Raw genomic sequence first — 16856 nt, forward strand, 5'->3', positions numbered from 1 at the left:
CCCGTGTGGCGTGACAGAACCATTGCAGAAACAAAAAACCATGATCGAATTGACCATCACACCGCCCGGCCATCCGCTTTCCGGCAGGGTCGAGCCGCCGGGTTCTAAATCCATCACCAACCGCGCGCTTCTGCTAGCAGGTCTGGCGAAAGGCAAAAGCCGCCTGACCGGCGCGCTGAAAAGCGATGATACGCTTTATATGGCCGAAGCGCTGCGCGCCATGGGCGTCAAGGTGACGGAGCCGGATGCGACGACCTTCGTCGTTGAAGGCACCGGTATTCTTTCACAGCCTGAAAAGCCGCTGTTCCTCGGCAATGCCGGGACTGCCACGCGCTTCCTGACGGCCGCGGCCGCACTGGTGAAGGGTGCGGTGATCGTCGATGGCGACGAGCATATGCGCAAGCGTCCGATTCTGCCGCTGGTGGAAGCCCTGCGCTCGCTCGGTATCGAGGCGGATGCCCCGACCGGCTGCCCGCCGGTAACGATCTGCGGCAAGGGCAACGGTTTTCCCAAGCAAAGCGTCACAATCGACGCCAATCTCTCCAGTCAGTACGTGTCAGCGCTGTTGATGGCGGCTGCCTGCGGCGACAAGCCGGTCGATATCATTCTGGCGGGCGAGGAGATCGGCGCGAAGGGCTATATCGATCTTACCACCGCCGCCATGGAAGCCTTCGGCGGCAAGGTCGAGCGGGTCAGCAACGCAATCTGGCGCGTGCATCCGACCGGTTACAAGGCCACCGATTTCCACATCGAGCCGGATGCGTCGGCTGCGACCTATCTCTGGGGCGCGGAGCTTCTGACCGGCGGCAAGATCGACATCGGCACGCCCGCAGACAAATTTACCCAGCCGGATGCCAAGGCATACGAGGTGATGGCCAAGTTCCCGCACCTGCCTGCCGAAATCGACGGTTCGCAGATGCAGGACGCCATCCCAACGATTGCCGTGCTGGCTGCCTTCAACGAGACGCCGGTGCGTTTTGTCGGTATCGCCAACCTGCGCGTCAAGGAATGCGACCGCATCCGCGCCGTTTCGCTCGGCCTCAATCAAATCCGCGAAGGGCTGGCGCATGAGGAAGGCGACGACCTGATCGTGCATTCCGATCCGGCCCTTCAGGGACAGACGGTCGATGCGTCCATCGACACCTTCCACGACCACCGCATCGCCATGAGCTTTGCGCTGGCGGCACTGAAAACCGGCGGCATAGCCATCCAGAACCCGGCCTGCGTCGGCAAGACCTATCCCGGTTACTGGAAGGCGCTGGCCTCGCTGGGTGTTGAATATGTCGAAGAAGAAAGCGCTGCCGAACCGCAGCACTGAGCATAGTGAGAGGGGCCGCCCGTTGAAGACCATCGCCGCAAGACTTCTCGCGCTGTTTGTCTTCCTCGGCGCGGCCTTTCCCGCCTTTGCCGAAGAGTTCATCCGCTCCTATCACTCGGTCGTGGAGATCGCTCAGAACAGCACCCTGACGGTGACGGAAACCATCACCGCCCGCGCCGAGGGAAACAATATCAAGCGCGGTATTTTCCGTGACTTTCCGCTGTATGCGCTGGATGCGAACGACCGCCGCACAAAGGTGGATTTCAACGTCGTCTCCGTTGAACGCGATGGCGCGCCAGAAAATTGGCGGACCGAAAACATCGATGGCGGCATCCGCATCTATACGGGCAGCGCAGACCGGTTTCTGTCGACCGGCGAACATATCTTCCAGATCACCTACACGACCGCCCGGCAGATCCGTTATTTCGCCGATTACGACGAACTCACCTGGAACGTCACCGGCAATGGCTGGCAGTTCCCGATGGGCGAGATTTCCGCGACCATCGTTTTGCCGGAAGGCGTGCGCGCAACCGATACGGCCGTCTTCACCGGCGCTTTTGGTGCCAAAGGCACCGATGCACGGGTTCTGAACGAAGGCAACGAGGTTTTTTTCGCTTCTACCCGGCCGTTTTCGGTGGGCGAGGGTATGACGGTTGCCGTCAAGCTGCCGAAGGGGGCCGTTGCCGCGCCGGATTCCTCCCAGGAAGCGGGCTGGTGGCTGCGTGACAATCTGGCGATCATCCTGTCCGGCGGCGGGCTTTTCGCGGTACTGCTCTATTATCTGCGCGCATGGTTCGCGGTCGGACGCGATCCGTCGAAAGGTGTCGTCGTGCCGCGTTGGGACGCGCCGGACGGGCTGTCTCCAGCGCTGGTCAACTACGTCGACAACAAGGGTTTTTCGGGTGCGGGCTGGACGGCGCTGTCCGCCTCGGCGCTTGATCTTGCCGTCAAGGGATATGTGGTTCTCGAAGACCTGAAGAATTCCATCGTCATTCGCCGCACCGAAAAGCAGCAGGGCGCAGACCTGCCGGTCGGGCAAAAGACGCTGCTCTCTGCCATCGGTGGACCGGGCAAAACGCTGACCATCGACAAGGCGCATGGTACTGAGGTCGAAAAGGTCGGCCAGCAGTTCCGCGCGGCCATCGAGAAAGAACATCGCGGCAAATATTACAGAAGCAATGCCGGTTATACGGTGTTCGGCGTCATCCTCAGTGTCGCGATCATCGTCGCGACGCTGGTCTTTGGCGATCTGGATGAAAGCGCCATCGCCGCCGTGATGGTGCTCGGTTTCTTCGCGTTCTTCTTCAGCATTCTTTCGATCGGTATCGGCAGGCAATTCGCGCGCGGAGCGCAGCTGCGCAGGCGCATTGGCGGCATCGTCGCCTTGGCCTTTATCGGCTTCACCGCCATTTCGACCGTCGGCGGCATTGTCACGCAACTTGTGCTGGATGTGACGCACGACACGAAGTCGCTGGCGCTGGCCATGATGGGCGCCATCATTCTGGTCAACGCGCTTTTCCTGTTCCTGATGGGTGCGCCGACCCCGCTCGGGCGCAAGCTGATGGATGGCATCGAGGGGCTTCGAACCTATCTGACGCTGGCGGAAAAAGACCGGATGAACATGGCGGACGCGCCCACCATGTCGCCGCAGCATTTCGAAAAGCTTCTGCCCTATGCCGTGGCGCTCGGCGTCGAAAAGCCATGGAGCCGCACCTTCGAAACCTGGCTTGCCACGGCCGCTGCAGGTGCCGCGACAGCCGCCTATGCGCCCGGCTGGTATGCAGGCAGCAACTACGGCAGCTTCGGTGACAGGATCGGCGGTTTCTCGTCGTCTATGGCAAGTACCATCGCATCCACCATTCCCCAACCCGTCAGCTCGTCCGGCTCCAGCTTTTCCGGTGGGGGAGGCGGCGGTTTTTCAGGTTCCGGCGGCGGCGGTGGTGGCGGCGGCGGCTGGTAACGCCCCAAGCCGGTAAATTAACCGATTGCCTTGATGACTTTTGCCGCTGGTCTTGCTAAGTCCGCCACACTATTTTGCAACAGATTAAAGTCTTGATCCCATGCCCGATCTTCTGCTTGAACTCCGCTCCGAGGAAATCCCGGCCCGCATGCAGCGCAAGGCTGCTGGTGATCTGAAGAAACTCGTCACCGATGCGCTGGTGGAGGCGGGCCTGACCTATGAGGGTGTGCGCGAATACTGGACGCCGCGCCGCCTGACGCTGGACATCCGTGGCCTGAACGCCCGCTCCGCCGATGTGCGCGAGGAAAAGAAGGGGCCGCGCACCGACGCGAACGAAAAGGCCATCGAAGGCTTCCTGCGGGGCGCGGGCCTCAGCGATATCTCGCAGGCGCAGGTCGTTTCCGATCCGAAAAAGGGTGATTTCTACATCGCCATCATCAACAAGCCCGGTCGCGCTGCGGAAGAGATCATCGCTGAAGTGATGCCCGGCATCATTCGCTCCTTCCCCTGGCCGAAATCCATGCGTTCCGGCGCAGCTTCCATGCCGAAGGGTTCCAGCTATGGCGGCATCGAGGGCAAGGGCTCCGAGAGCCTGCGCTGGGTGCGCCCGCTGCAATCCATCGTCTGCATGTTCGGCCCCGAGCATGATGAAACGCAGGTCATTCCCTTTGCGGTTGACGGCATCGTGGCCGGCAACGTGACCTATGGCCATCGTTTCCATGCGCCCGGTCCGATCACCGTGCGCCGTTTCGAGGATTACGTTTCCAATCTCGAAAAGGCAAAGGTCGTTCTGGATGCGGAGCGCCGCAAGGATATCATCCTGCACGACGCCAAGGATCTGGCTTTCGCCAACGGTCTTGAATTGGTGGAAGACGAGGGACTTCTGGAAGAAGTCTCCGGCCTCGTCGAATGGCCGCAGGTTCTGATCGGCACGTTCGAGGAAGACTATCTGCAAATCCCGGCAGAAATCATCCGTCTGACGATCAAGACCAACCAGAAGTGTTTCGTTACCCGCCCGCAGGGCGCGACGGAAGGTCTGTCCAATCGCTTCATCCTCGTGTCGAACATCGAGGCCATCGATGGCGGCAAGGAGATCATGCACGGCAACGGCAAGGTCGTGCGCGCCCGCCTGTCGGACGCCAAGCATTTCTGGACCCGTGACCAGGGCGACCTGCCGGACCTCGAAACGCTCAAGGATTCCGCCGCCAAATTCGGCCTTGATCTGAAAAAGCCGCTCGATCAGCGTATGGCCAAGCTCGATGCGCTGAACGTGACCTTCCACGCCAAGCTCGGCACGCAGGGCGAGCGCGTGGCGCGCATCCGCGAACTGGCAAAGTCGCTGGCCCCCGTCGTCGGTGCGGATGCCGCTCTTGTGGACCGCGCCGTCGTTCTGGCAAAGGCTGACCTGCGCACCGAAGCTGTCGGCGAATTCCCCGAGCTTCAGGGCTTGATGGGCCGCAAATACGCGACCCTCCAGGGCGAAAACGAGAGCGTCGCCGCCGCCATCGAAGACCACTACAAGCCGCAAGGCCCGTCGGACCGCGTGCCGCAGGATAAGGTCGCGATCACCGTTGCACTGGCTGACAAGCTCGATACGCTTGTCGGCTTTTGGGCCATCGATGAAAAGCCGACAGGCTCGAAGGATCCTTACGCGCTGCGCCGCGCTGCGCTGGGTGTGGTTCGTATCATTACGGAGCGCAACGTGCGGCTTCCCCTGTTGAGCGTCGTCAATGATGCCAACTTGCTCTCCTTCTTCCACGACCGCCTGAAAGTTTATCTGCGCGATCTCGGCGCTCGTTACGATCTCATCGAAGCGGTACTGACGCCGGAATCGGATGACCTGCTGATGGTTGCCCGTCGCGTCGAAGCGCTGACGGCCTTCATCACCGGTGAGGAAGGCAAGAACCTGCTGGCAGGCACCAAGCGCGCCACGCAGCTTCTTGCCGCCGAAGAGAAGAAGGGCACTGTCGTCGCCGATGGCGTTTCCGAAGAGCTGCTGAAACTCGACGCTGAAAAGGCGCTGTATGCGGCGATCAAGACCGCCTCCGCCGATGCGGCCAAGGCTGTTTCGGGTGAGGATTTCCGCTCCGGCATGCAGGCGCTTTCGACGCTGCGCGCGCCGGTCGACAAGTTCTTCGAAGACGTTCTCGTCAACGATGAGGATGCGGCCATCCGCGCCAACCGTCTGGCCCTCTTGAAAGCCATCCGCGAAGCCACCGGCACTGTTGCAGATTTCTCGAAGATCACGGGTTAAGGCATGACGCGCTGATGGTGGGAAAAGTCCTCATCAGCGCCTGCCTGCTCGGTCATGCCGTGCGTTATGACGGCAAGGGCAAGCCGCTTTCCCATCCAGCCATAGAACGCTGGAAGCAGCAGGGCAGTCTGGTGACGATCTGTCCGGAGATGGCAGGCGCCATGCCTGTGCCGCGTCCGCCCGCCGAAATCGAAAACGGCGCTTGCGGTCTCGATGTTCTGGAAGGCCGCGCCCGCGTGCTGGAAGTCACCGGCGGCGATGTGACGGCTGAATTCATCGCCGGGGCGAGGAAAGCGCTGGCATTCGCGCAGGAAAACGGCTGCACCTATGCGCTTCTCATCGATGGCAGCCCGTCCTGTGGGTCGGTTGCGATCTATGACGGCTCGTTTTCGGGCATCAAACATGCTGGAAACGGCGTGACAGCGGCGCTTTTGCAAAAGGCCGGAATTGCCGTTTTTTCCCATACGGATATCGACGCGCTGGACAGGCTGACGCGGTGACATCGAGAGATATGCCTGTGGTGCGGTATCGATCAGAGCCTCTCCCAACACTCCACGTCATCCTCGCCACTGAGACGAGGATCCATAACCGATGCGACGGATGATGACGTTTTCTATGGGGTGAGGCTACCTCCAAACAAAAAAAGCCGGGGCAAGACCCCGGCGTTTTTCGTTGTTTGTCTGTCGTCGACTTCTCAGGCGGCACGCATCTGCTTTGCCATGCCGTGCAGCTGATTGCCGGACGTGTTGGACGAGACACGGAAGCTGCGGATGAGGTTCAGCAGTTCTTCCGTATCGACGGCCAGCGCTTCCGCCGAGGCCGTGGTTTCTTCCGCCATCGCTGCGTTGTGCTGTGTTGCGACGTCGAGCTGGTTGAGCGACGACGAGATCGAACGCAACGTCGTATCCTGCTCGGCGGCGGAATGGGCGATCTTGGTGACGATATCGTTCGCGGAGCGGATCTGGTCGGAAATGCGCTTCAGCGCATCGCCAGCCTCGCCGACGAGACGGACGCCGTTTTCCACCTGACCGGAGGAGCGGGCGATCTGGTCCTTGATCTCCTTGGCCGCTGCCGCGGATTTCTGCGCCAGTTCGCGCACTTCCTGCGCCACGACGGCAAAGCCTTTGCCTGCCTCGCCAGCACGCGCTGCCTCGACACCGGCATTCAGCGCCAGAAGGTTGGTCTGGAAGGCGATGTCGTCGATCACGCCGATGATCTTGGAAATTTCATCGGAGGACTGTTCGATGCCGCTCATGGCGGTGATGGCTTCTTCCACCACGCGGTCGCTGCGGATCGCATCGGAGCTGACGGAGGTGACACGTTGAGCTGCATCGGCCGCACCTTCTGCCGTCTGGCGAACGGCAACCGTCAGTTCGTCAAGCGCTGCGGAGGTTTCCTCAAGGTTGGCCGCCTGACGTTCCGTGCGCTGCGACAGCTCGTTGGAGGCCTTGCGGATTTCCTCCTTGGAGGCGCCTATGTCGACGCTCTTGGCATTCACCTTGGCCATGGCCGCATCAAGGTGCGTCAGGGCTTCGTTGAAATTGTCCCGCAGGCCCGCGTAACGACTGCCCAGATCGCGGCAGCGCACGGTCAGATCGCCGGCTGCCAGCTTCTCCAGCGCCTCGCCGATCGTGTTTACGACGCGGGCCTGAAGTTCGGCTTCGTCCCGCTGCATATCGATGTTGGTCTGCCGCTCGGTGTCGAGCTGCTGCTGCTGCTCTTCCTGACGACGCTGCATGGCATGGCGCTCGCGCACCTTTTCCTGAAGCGATGCGGTGGCCTTCGCCATCATGCCCACTTCGTTCGTCAGGCTCGTATGCGGAATGGTCATGGAGACATTTTCATTGGCAACTTCGCCAAGCGCACGATGAATATCGCCAAGCGGTTTGGAAATGCCGCGGATGACATAGAAAGCCGCGCAAATTGCGAGCAGGAAGATCGCCGCGCCAATGGTCAGCGCCTTGATGATCTCGCCGCGAACCTGCGCATCGAGGTCATCGATGTAGACGCCGGTGACGACCACGAGCTCCCATGGCTCGAATGCAAGTGCGTAGGAACTCTTGGCATAGTCATCGCCTGACATGCCGGGTTTTGGACCGTAAAACTCGGTCTGGCCGCCGCCGTTGCGTCCAAGGCGAACAAGCTCGTCGCGATAGGCGTAGCCCTTGCTGTCGGGCTTGCCCTTGAAGCTTTCACCGACGCGTTTCGCATCGGGGTGGAATTTCATCGTCACGTTGTAGTCGTAGCCGAACAGATAGCCGTCAGGTGTGAATTTCATGGCGTTGACGACCGTGAATGCCTGTCGCATCGCCTCTTCGCGTGTCAGAACGCCAGCCTTTTCCTTCTCCTGGAATGACTGCAGGATGGAAATGGCCGATTGAACCTGGGTTCGCAGCATCCCGTAGCGTTCGGAATAGATCGCATCGGTCGCGGATTTCAGCTGATAGTAGGTCGCCATCGCGAAGGCGGCCATCAAAGCCACCACAAGAACGATGAGTTGCCGGGAAATGGAAAGGTTTTTCATAGGCGCTCATAAGCGTTGATTGCGTCGTAACCTGGCGGCTGTACGCGAGTGACAATAGGGGAGCGGAAAGGGACGCCTGATGCGCGTATTGAACGGCCTGAGCAGCAACGGCATTTCAGGCCTTCACGATGTGCTGCATCGCACAATGTGTCCAAATAGCCGCCAGAAATTTGAATAAAGATTTAATTTATATCGCGTGAGGCGCGATATTGGGAGAAACAGCCTAAAAGAATAGAAAAATATACTATTTAATTCTACTTTGGGTTGGTGCTGGTCGGTGTATGACAGGCTTGCGTTTTATCAATCTTCTTCTTCTGTGCGGTAGGCTCAGTCGGTGCGCAGCTTGAAGTCGGAAAAATCAGGCGCAGTCGAGGCCGATACACCCGAAGCAGCATCACCCTTGATGGCGGCTGTGGTGGCTGATGTGTCGACGCCTGTCTCAACGGTGGAAACGGCTTCCGCAGCGGGTGTCGTCGGCGTCTTCTCCCCATCGCTGGCAATTGCCGTGCCCGCCTCGTCCAGCGGAAGCCATGTGGGTGTTTTGCTGATGAATGTGACGGGCGCGCCGCCGAGCCAGGCTTCGGTGCGGACTATTTCCCGACGACCGTCGATCTCGCGCATTTCGCTCTGCTGTGTGCCCGGAGCGATGGAAGGGATGCTATAGCCGTCGGCTTTCGGCTTTTCCTTCAGCGGCGGGCAACTTACACATTCCAAGGGGGTGAAGCTGCCGTTGTTGGCCTTCGTGCCATACACGTATTCGATCGACGATGCCATCGCCGACCCGCTGGTCAGCGCAATGATCGCTGTCACAAAAGCACGACGCATGAAAAGCCCCCGAGATTACGGCATGGAAGCCGTCATATACCTTCGGGGATCGTACCGGGGTTTCGTTTCCATCCGGTCAGCAAACTTGGTAAAAATTGAACGAACGGGTGAAGGCCGCGTCCCGGTTTGAGGATCAGGCCTTTTCCCGCGCCACGGCCTGCCAGCCGATATCGCGACGGCAGAAGCCGTTTTCCCATTCAACCCTGTCGGCCAGTTCGTAGGCCCGTGCCTGCGCTTCCGTGACGGTCTTGCCGAAAGCCGTGGCGTTGAGGACGCGCCCGCCGGTGGCGACGAGCTTGCCGTCCTTCAGCGCTGTTCCGGCATGAAACACCTTCGCATCGGCGCTGGCGTCCGGAATGTGTGCGATCGGTGTATTCTTGTCGTAGGAGCCGGGATAGCCCTTGGAGGCGAGAACCACGGTCAGGGCCGCATCATCGCGCCATTCCGCTGTCACCGTATCGAGCGTACCGGTCGCCGTGGCATAAAGGATCGGCAGCATATCGCTCTTCAGGCGCATCATCAGCACCTGACATTCGGGATCGCCGAAACGAACGTTGTATTCGATGAGTTCCGGACCTTTTTTCGTGATCATCAGGCCAGCGAAGAACACGCCGGAGAACGGATGACCGTCCTTTGCCATGCCCTTGATCGTCGGCTCGATGATCTCCTTCATGGTGCGCTCCACCATGGCGGGCGTCATGACCGGCGCGGGGGAATAGGCGCCCATGCCGCCGGTGTTCGGGCCGGTGTCGCCATCGCCGACGCGCTTATGGTCCTGCGCGGTGGCGAGCGCCAGTGCGGTCTTGCCATCGGAAAGGCAGAAAAAGCTCGCTTCTTCGCCGTCGAGGAAGGCTTCAACGACAACTTCCGCGCCGGCGGCACCGAATGCGCCGTCGAAGCAGTCATCGATGGCCGCCAGAGCCTCAGCTTCGGTCATCGCAACGGTTACGCCCTTGCCAGCCGCAAGGCCATCCGCCTTGATGACGATGGGTGCGCCCTGTTCGCGGACGTAAGCCCTGGCAGGATCGGCGGACTTGAAGCGCTGATAGGCGCCAGTCGGAATGTCGTAGCGGGCGCAGAGATCCTTCGTGAAACCCTTGGAGCCTTCAAGCTGTGCTGCGGCCTTGGACGGGCCGAAGGTCGGAATGCCTGCTGCGCGAAGGTCATCCGCCAGGCCGGCGACCAGTGGTGCTTCCGGGCCGACGACGACGAAATCGATCGACTTCTCTTTTGCAAATGCGATGACGGCGGCGTGATCTTCGACATTGAGCGAAACCAGTGTGGCGTGGTCGGCAATGCCGGGATTGCCGGGGGCGGCATAAAGCTCTTCAAGCAGGGGAGACTGGGCAATTTTCCAGGCGAGTGCGTGCTCGCGTCCGCCGGAACCGATCAACAGAACTTTCATGGTCAATACCCCTGCAATCTCGTCTGTTACCTTGTTTCTCGGGCGTTAAGGGCAGGGGGGCGAAAGGTCAAGCGCAAAGCGGACACGAATGCCTGCCTTTCCTGTGGAATCGCCATGATGGCAGGTTGTCATGCCACAATCAGCCTCTATGTTCGGCCCCACTTAAAACAGCCCCGAGAACACCATGTCAGCAGATAACTCGCGCCTTGCGCCCATCATCGCCTCCGAGATCAACGCTCGCGCCGAGCAGGTTAAGGCGGCGATAGAATTGCTGGATGAGGGCGCGACCGTTCCTTTCATCGCCCGTTACCGCAAGGAAGTCACCGGCGGTCTGGACGATACCCAGCTTCGCACGCTGGCCGAGCGTCTGTCCTATCTGCGTGAACTCAACGCACGACGCGCATCGATCGTGGACACCATCAACGGTCAGGGCAAGATGACCGACGAACTGATGGTCAAGATCATGCAGGCTGCCACCAAGGCGGAACTCGAGGACCTGTACCTGCCCTACAAGCCCAAGCGCCGTACTCGTGCCGAAATTGCCCGCGAGCGCGGTCTTGGCCCATTGGCGGAGGCGATCTGGGACAACCGCAGTGCCGATCCCGCCAAGCTTGCGGAAGCTTACGTGCAGGGCGAAGTTGCTGACGTGAAGGCGGCTCTGGAAGGCGCCCGCGATATCGTTGCCGAAACCATGACGGAGAATGCCGATCTCCTGAAACGCCTGCGCGACTACATGCGCCAGGGTGCCATGCTGCGGGCCAAGGTGGTGGATGGCAAGCAGGCGACGGGCGAGAAATTCTCCGATTATTTCGACCACTCGGAAAAGTGGGCAACGGCGCCCGGCCACCGGGCGCTCGCCATGCTGCGCGGTTGGAACGAGGAAGTGCTGACATTGACCATAGATGTCGACGCTGACGATCCATCGCCGGTCAAGCCGTCGCAGCGCACGATTGCCGCCGCTTTCGATATCCGCAACGCCGGTCCGGCCGATGCGTGGCTGATGGAGGTGGCGGGCTGGACATGGCGCGTGAAGCTTTCGATGTCGCTGTCGCTTGACCTGATGCGTGAACTGCGCGAACGGGCGGAAGAAGAGGCCATCCACGTCTTTGCCCGCAACCTCAAGGATCTGCTGCTGGCTGCACCTGCCGGTTCCCGCGCCACCATGGGCCTCGATCCGGGCATCCGCACCGGCGTCAAGGTGGCGATTGTCGATGGTACCGGCAAGCTGCTCGATACGACGACCGTTTATCCGTTCCCTCCGAAGAACGATATTCGTGGCACCCAGGCCGAACTGGCCTCGCTCATCCGCAAGCACAATGTCGAACTGATCGCCATCGGCAACGGCACAGGCAGCCGCGAGACGGAAAAGCTGGTGGCCGATATGCTGACGCAGTTGACTGGTCCGAAACCCACGAAGGTCATCGTCTCGGAAGCAGGGGCTTCGGTCTATTCGGCGTCTGAACGGGCCGCCGCCGAATTCCCCAATCTCGATGTGTCTTTGCGCGGTGCCGTTTCGATCGCCCGCCGCCTTCAGGATCCCCTGGCGGAACTGGTGAAGATCGAGCCGAAGTCCATCGGTGTCGGCCAGTACCAGCACGACGTCGATCAGGGCAAGTTGTCCCGTTCGCTGGATGCCGTGGTGGAAGATGCGGTGAATGCCGTCGGCGTCGATCTCAACACGGCCTCTGCCCCGCTGCTGGCCCGCGTTTCCGGTCTGGGCAGCTCGATTGCCGACGCCATCGTCCTGCACCGCGATCAGGTCGGCCCGTTCGTGAGCCGCAAGGAACTGCTGAAGGTTCCACGCCTTGGCCAGCGTACTTTCGAACAGTGCGCAGGCTTCCTGCGCATCCCCAATGGCAAGGAGCCGCTCGATGCTTCGTCGGTCCATCCGGAAGCCTATGGTGTGGCGAAAAAGATCGTTGCCGCCTGCGGCCGCGACCTGCGTACGCTGATGGGGGACAGCGCTACCCTCAAGGCGCTCGACCCGAAACAGTTCATCGATGAGCAGTTCGGTCTGCCGACCGTGAAGGACATCATCGCCGAGCTTGAAAAGCCGGGCCGCGATCCGCGCCCGAGCTTCAAGACCGCGACGTTTGCAGATGGCGTGGACGAAATCACCGACCTGAAGCCCGGCATGCTGCTCGAAGGCACGGTGACGAATGTCGCCGCCTTCGGTGCCTTCGTCGATATCGGCGTGCACCAGGATGGCCTCGTTCATGTCTCGCAGCTGGCCGACCGCTTCATCAAGGATCCGCATGAGGTGGTGAAGGCTGGTGACGTGGTGAAGGTGCGAGTCGTCGAAGTCGACGTGAAGCGCAAGCGCATCGGACTCACCATGCGCAAGGATGGCGGCGAGGCTGCTCCCCAGTCGATGCGCGAAAAGGGTAATTCGAATGCCATGCGCCATGCCAGCGCCAAGCCGAAAGACCGCAACGAAGGGTCGCAATCCGGTGGTGCTCTGGCCGCGGCACTGGCTGAGGCGATGAAGCGCCGGTAATCTCTGGTTGCATTTGATGACTTATGGAAAGCCCTGCGCGGATGACGCGCAGGGCTTTTTTGTTTGATGAAATCGTTCAATTTTTTTGAAAAAAAGCTATCTTGAAACTTGCGTTGAAAAGAATACGGTCAGGGAAATTGATAAGCGAGACTTAGCAATTGGGGGTGCCATGGCGTTGTCTCTGCATGCTCTGCTTGAAAAAATCATCAAGACCGGCGATCTGCTGGTAATGTCACCCACAGGGAGCCACGCCTACGGCAATGGTTCCGGAAAAAAAGTTGTCCTGCATTTTTCCGATGAAGCCGCGATGCAGGAAATTGCGGACGATCCCGCCCTGAAACTTGCCGAAATGTTCATGGAAGGGCGGATGATTGTCGCGGAAGGCGACATCTACGACTTTCTCGCGCTGGTGAAGGGCAATACCCTCAGTGAAGCACTCTCGTTCGGCATGATCTGGCGCGGTGTCGCGCGCATCATCGCAGCGCGTATCAAGATGTATCTGCCGGTCAATAACAACAAGAGCAACGTCGCTCATCACTATGACCTGTCGGCCAAGTTGTTCGACTTGTTTCTGGATGAGGACTGGCAGTATTCCTGTGCATACTTCAACCCGCCGGGCATCAGCCTTTATGAAGCGCAGGTTGCCAAGAAGCGGCATATCGCTGCAAAGCTGATGACCAAGCCCGGCCAGAGCGTGCTCGAAATCGGCTCCGGCTGGGGCGGTATGGCCATGTATATCGCCGAAAGCGCGGATGCGGACGTAACCGGCATCACGCTCAGCGAAGAACAGTTGCGTGTGTCCAGGGACAGGGCGCGGAAGCGTGGCCTCGCGAACCGGGTCCGCTTTGAACTACAGGACTATCGCCACCTTCCGGCCTCCAGACAATTCGACCGCATCGTGTCGGTCGGCATGTTCGAGCATGTCGGGCCGACGCATTACCGTGATTATTTCAACAAGGTCGCGGAGGTGCTCGACGACGACGGGGTGATGGTCCTGCATTCCATCGGTCAGCCCTATCCCGGCCTTGCCACCAATCCCTTCATTGAGAAGTACATTTTCCCCGGCGGCTACATTCCCTCGCTGGCGGAGGTTCTTCCGGCCATCGAGAAATCGAGGCTGCTCGTGAAGGATATCGAAATCCTGCCGATGCACTATGCCCACACGCTGCGGCACTGGCGGGAACGCTTCGTCGCACGCAAGGCTGACGCCATCGCCCTCTATGACGAGCGTTTCTTCCGGATGTGGGAATTTTATCTCGCCGGGTCTGAAATGGCATTCTCCCATGAGAATTTCCATATTTTCCAGATCCAGCTCGCCAAGGCCCGTGACGCCGTTCCCCACGATCGCGACTATATCGCAGCCAATGAGACGCGGCTTTTGGAGTTCGAGAAAACGCGGCCTCCACTGGAAAAGGTCACGTTCTGAAAGTGTGAATTCGAATGTCATGATGACATTGGGTGTTCCCCGCCTCTTTTCCTGCTGGTTAATGGAATGGAAACGGAATCCTTCTAATTCTGCGGGTCTCCTGTTTATTTTGCGTTTCTGGGGACCATTTCATGTTCAAGCCATCAGCGGCCGTCGCTGCTTGCGTTCTCTCGTTTTTTGCTGTCGGCAATGCCCATGCCGAAGGCTGGTTTTCCGGCGACTGGTATCTGAAGCTCGGTGCCGAGGGTTTCTCCGCACCGAAATATCAGGGCGACAACGGAAACAAGCTCGGTTGGTCGCCCAAGATCGCGATCGGCCGCGCCGGACAGGGCGCCCGTTTCACCTCCCGCAACGACAGTGCCTCCGTGTCCCTGCTGGACAATGGCCCGATCAGCGCCGGTCTGGCTGGCCGCCTGATCTCTCCGCGTGATGAAGGTGACTCTGCCGATCTCAAGGGCATGCGGCGCATCAAGCGTGGCGGTGAACTCGGCGGTTTCGCAGAAGCCTATCCGACCGACTGGCTTCGTGTCCGCGGTGAGGTTCGTCAGGGCTTCCGCAGTCACAGCGGCGTTGTCGCAGACGTTTCAGCCGATGTTTTCACGGATATCGCTCCCGGCATTCAGGTTTCGGCTGGTCCTCGCGCAACCTGGGTCAGCAAGAAGTACAACGAGCGCTATTACGGCGTGACGCCTGAGCAGACCGCCGCAGGTGCGCCGTCGCCCTATAGCCCGAACGGTGGTCTTCACTCGGTCGGCGTTGGCGCGGCCATCACCTGGAAAGTCACGGAAAATGCCGAGATCGGTTCTTTCGCCGAATATCGCCGCCTGACCGGCGATGCTGGCGCAAGCACGCTTGTCCGCGAGCGTGGCTCGCGTAACGAGTTTATCGTCGGCGTGCAGGCAAGCTACAAGTTCGGTTTCTCGCTGCCCTGATCAGGGACGTATCTATGGAAGAAGGCTTCGTGGCGAAAACCGCCGCGGAGCCTTCTGTTTTTCTAAAAACGATTCCGATTTGCGGGACGATGCTGTAAAACCGCTGCATGGTTCATCATAGCGATTTGTCAGGCCGCGTTTCGGACGCGCCATCCAACAACTGGGTCTACCGGATCTTGCCGAGAACCCTCTGGCCATATGCGCAGCTGGCGCGCTGGGATCGCCCCATCGGCTGGCAGCTTCTGATGTGGCCCTGCTTCTGGTCGGCGGCGCTTGCCGCCAATGTCGCGGCGCAGACCGGCACGTTTTCCTGGGCGACGCTGATCTGGCATCTGGTGCTGTTTTTCGTCGGCTCGGTCGCCATGCGCGGTGCAGGCTGCACCTATAACGATCTGGTCGACCACAAGATCGACATGGCTGTGGCGCGCACCCGTTCGCGCCCTCTGCCATCCGGCAGGGTCAGCCGGGGACAGGCCAAGCTGTTCATCGTGCTGCAGGCGCTTGTTGGGCTTGTGGTCCTGTTGCAGTTCAACAGCTTTGCCATCGCAGCGGGTATCTTTTCGTTGATCTTCGTGGCGATCTATCCGTTCGCGAAGCGCTTTACCAACTGGCCGCAGTTTTTCCTTGGCCTCGCATTCTGCTGGGGTGCGTTGATGGGTTGGGCGACACAGTTCGGTGCGCTTGCCGTGCCACCCGTACTTCTCTATGTCGGCGCGATCGCGTGGACGATCGGTTATGACACAATCTATGCCCACCAGGACAAGGAAGACGACACCGCCGTCGGCATCGGCTCGACGGCTCTCCTGTTCGGGGACAGGACACATGGCTGGCTTGTTTTTCTTTATGGGACAGCTCTCATCTGCATCATCGCGTCGTTGTTGACGGCGGGTGTTAACGTTTTTGCTTTCAGCGGCGTTGCGGTCGCCGCAGTGATGCTGTTCCGACAGGTATGGGTAATGGATATCGACGACGTGGTGCAGTGCCTGGCTTTGTTCAAATCCAACAACCGTGTCGGCGCGCTGGTATTCGCCGGTCTTATGCTGCCGCTTTTTCTGGGCTGACAGGATCGCAATTGCCGTAAACGAACAAAAAAAGCCCGGCGCTCCTCCGCGCCGGGCTTCTGTCTCCTCCGGGGAGCCGCAATCTCAGGTGCGGGCGATGATTTCCTTGCCTTCGATCTTCATGCTCATGCCGAGCGAACCGGTCGAGCGGCGAACCAGGAAGCGCGGACGGCGTTCCGCGAAATAGGAGTGACGACGGCGAGGCCGAGCATTTTTCGTGCGTACCTTGCCGAGATGTTCTTCGAGCGGACGGGCAACGCCGTCGGCTTCCACCATCAGCATCGGAATGCGGTAGGCTTCCGACCAGCTGCGCCAGTCGGCAGCGATGTCACAGAGATCGTGGGCCACCAGCAGCGGAATGCAAAGATCGGGATCATCGTGGTGAAGTTCCAGCGTCACCGTGACCTGGCCGTTGCCGTGATCGATGGCGCGGGCTGCCACGCCCTTGAACGCGCGGGCCGGCAGGGCGAAAGACAGCGGCAGGCCGCTGGAGGCGAGAACCTTGCGCATGACCGCGCCGCGCTCATCGAGTGTCACGACAACATCGGTCGCGTCGTGGCCTTTTCCGTATGTGACCTGCTGCGGGAACCGCGTGGGATCGACTCTGAGTGTGGCAATGGCCCAGTCGGGCTTCAGAACGGTCTTGGTCATGTT

At 60.1% G+C, this 16856-nt stretch carries 12 protein-coding genes; 8 read left to right on the forward strand and 4 right to left on the reverse strand.

All coding sequences use genetic code 11. The features are described 5' to 3' along the window. The first annotated feature begins 40 nt into the window (after positions 1-40). The 4 genes from aroA to N7578_RS12465 all read left to right on the forward strand — a co-directional run bounded on the left by aroA (position 41) and on the right by N7578_RS12465 (position 6032). Positions 41-1318 (forward strand): 3-phosphoshikimate 1-carboxyvinyltransferase, encoded by a 1278-nt coding sequence (gene aroA, locus N7578_RS12450; protein WP_311110632.1) that lies wholly within the window; start codon positions 41-43, stop codon positions 1316-1318. Positions 1319-1340: 22 nt separating this feature from the next. Further along, complete coding sequence (locus N7578_RS12455) at positions 1341-3278, forward strand: DUF2207 domain-containing protein (protein ID WP_311112492.1); 1938 nt, start codon at positions 1341-1343, stop codon at positions 3276-3278. Between the two features lie 100 nt (positions 3279-3378). Beyond that, entirely contained in the window at positions 3379-5532 is a 2154-nt protein-coding gene (glyS, locus tag N7578_RS12460; protein WP_311110633.1) for a glycine--tRNA ligase subunit beta, read from the forward strand. A gap of 14 nt (positions 5533-5546) precedes the next feature. Next, positions 5547-6032 (forward strand): DUF523 domain-containing protein, encoded by a 486-nt coding sequence (locus tag N7578_RS12465; protein ID WP_311110634.1) that lies wholly within the window; start codon positions 5547-5549, stop codon positions 6030-6032. Between the two features lie 194 nt (positions 6033-6226). Here the strand turns inward: N7578_RS12465 and N7578_RS12470 are convergent, their stop codons facing one another. The 3 genes from N7578_RS12470 to purD form a co-directional block, all read right to left on the reverse strand. Then, positions 6227-8056, reverse strand: coding sequence for a methyl-accepting chemotaxis protein (locus N7578_RS12470; RefSeq protein ID WP_311110635.1), 1830 nt, complete (start codon positions 8054-8056; stop codon positions 6227-6229). Positions 8057-8383: 327 nt separating this feature from the next. After that, positions 8384-8881 (reverse strand): plant virulence effector HPE1-like domain-containing protein, encoded by a 498-nt coding sequence (locus N7578_RS12475; RefSeq protein WP_311110636.1) that lies wholly within the window; start codon positions 8879-8881, stop codon positions 8384-8386. A gap of 133 nt (positions 8882-9014) precedes the next feature. Next, positions 9015-10286, reverse strand: coding sequence for a phosphoribosylamine--glycine ligase (purD, locus tag N7578_RS12480; RefSeq protein WP_311110637.1), 1272 nt, complete (start codon positions 10284-10286; stop codon positions 9015-9017). A gap of 184 nt (positions 10287-10470) precedes the next feature. On the opposite strand from purD, the gene N7578_RS12485 reads away from it, so the two are divergent. The 4 genes from N7578_RS12485 to ubiA all read left to right on the forward strand — a co-directional run bounded on the left by N7578_RS12485 (position 10471) and on the right by ubiA (position 16202). After that, a complete protein-coding gene (locus tag N7578_RS12485) occupies positions 10471-12783 on the forward strand; it encodes a Tex family protein (protein WP_311110638.1) in 2313 nt (770 codons plus the stop codon). Between the two features lie 169 nt (positions 12784-12952). Beyond that, a complete protein-coding gene (locus N7578_RS12490) occupies positions 12953-14209 on the forward strand; it encodes a cyclopropane-fatty-acyl-phospholipid synthase family protein (protein ID WP_311110639.1) in 1257 nt (418 codons plus the stop codon). 131 nt (positions 14210-14340) lie between these two features. Next, positions 14341-15141, forward strand: a complete 801-nt coding sequence (locus N7578_RS12495) for a MipA/OmpV family protein (protein WP_311110640.1) — start codon at positions 14341-14343, stop codon at positions 15139-15141. Between the two features lie 107 nt (positions 15142-15248). Beyond that, complete coding sequence (gene ubiA, locus N7578_RS12500; protein WP_311110641.1) at positions 15249-16202, forward strand: 4-hydroxybenzoate octaprenyltransferase; 954 nt, start codon at positions 15249-15251, stop codon at positions 16200-16202. Positions 16203-16286: 84 nt separating this feature from the next. Here ubiA and N7578_RS12505 read toward each other — a convergent pair whose 3' ends face one another. Then, the gene (locus N7578_RS12505; RefSeq protein ID WP_311110642.1) at positions 16287-16853 is read right to left on the reverse strand and encodes a DUF6101 family protein; all 567 of its coding nucleotides are present in this window, start codon (positions 16851-16853) and stop codon (positions 16287-16289) included. Positions 16854-16856: the final 3 nt, after the last annotated feature.

The organism is Agrobacterium tumefaciens, from assembly GCF_031801495.1.
Classification (GTDB): Bacteria; Pseudomonadota; Alphaproteobacteria; order Rhizobiales; family Rhizobiaceae; genus Agrobacterium; species Agrobacterium tumefaciens_K.

What these genes read in the sequence shown, in the direction of transcription:
- aroA (WP_311110632.1), top strand. Translation starts at nt 41, where the DNA reads ATGATCGAATTGACCATCACACCGCCCGGCCATCCGCTTTCCGGCAGG.
- N7578_RS12505 (WP_311110642.1), bottom strand. Translation starts at nt 16,853, where the DNA reads ATGACCAAGACCGTTCTGAAGCCCGACTGGGCCATTGCCACACTCAGA.
- N7578_RS12470 (WP_311110635.1), bottom strand. Translation starts at nt 8,056, where the DNA reads ATGAAAAACCTTTCCATTTCCCGGCAACTCATCGTTCTTGTGGTGGCT.
- N7578_RS12475 (WP_311110636.1), bottom strand. Translation starts at nt 8,881, where the DNA reads ATGCGTCGTGCTTTTGTGACAGCGATCATTGCGCTGACCAGCGGGTCG.
- purD (WP_311110637.1), bottom strand. Translation starts at nt 10,286, where the DNA reads ATGAAAGTTCTGTTGATCGGTTCCGGCGGACGCGAGCACGCACTCGCC.
- N7578_RS12495 (WP_311110640.1), top strand. Translation starts at nt 14,341, where the DNA reads ATGTTCAAGCCATCAGCGGCCGTCGCTGCTTGCGTTCTCTCGTTTTTT.
- ubiA (WP_311110641.1), top strand. Translation starts at nt 15,249, where the DNA reads ATGGTTCATCATAGCGATTTGTCAGGCCGCGTTTCGGACGCGCCATCC.
- glyS (WP_311110633.1), top strand. Translation starts at nt 3,379, where the DNA reads ATGCCCGATCTTCTGCTTGAACTCCGCTCCGAGGAAATCCCGGCCCGC.
- N7578_RS12465 (WP_311110634.1), top strand. Translation starts at nt 5,547, where the DNA reads ATGGTGGGAAAAGTCCTCATCAGCGCCTGCCTGCTCGGTCATGCCGTG.
- N7578_RS12490 (WP_311110639.1), top strand. Translation starts at nt 12,953, where the DNA reads ATGGCGTTGTCTCTGCATGCTCTGCTTGAAAAAATCATCAAGACCGGC.
- N7578_RS12485 (WP_311110638.1), top strand. Translation starts at nt 10,471, where the DNA reads ATGTCAGCAGATAACTCGCGCCTTGCGCCCATCATCGCCTCCGAGATC.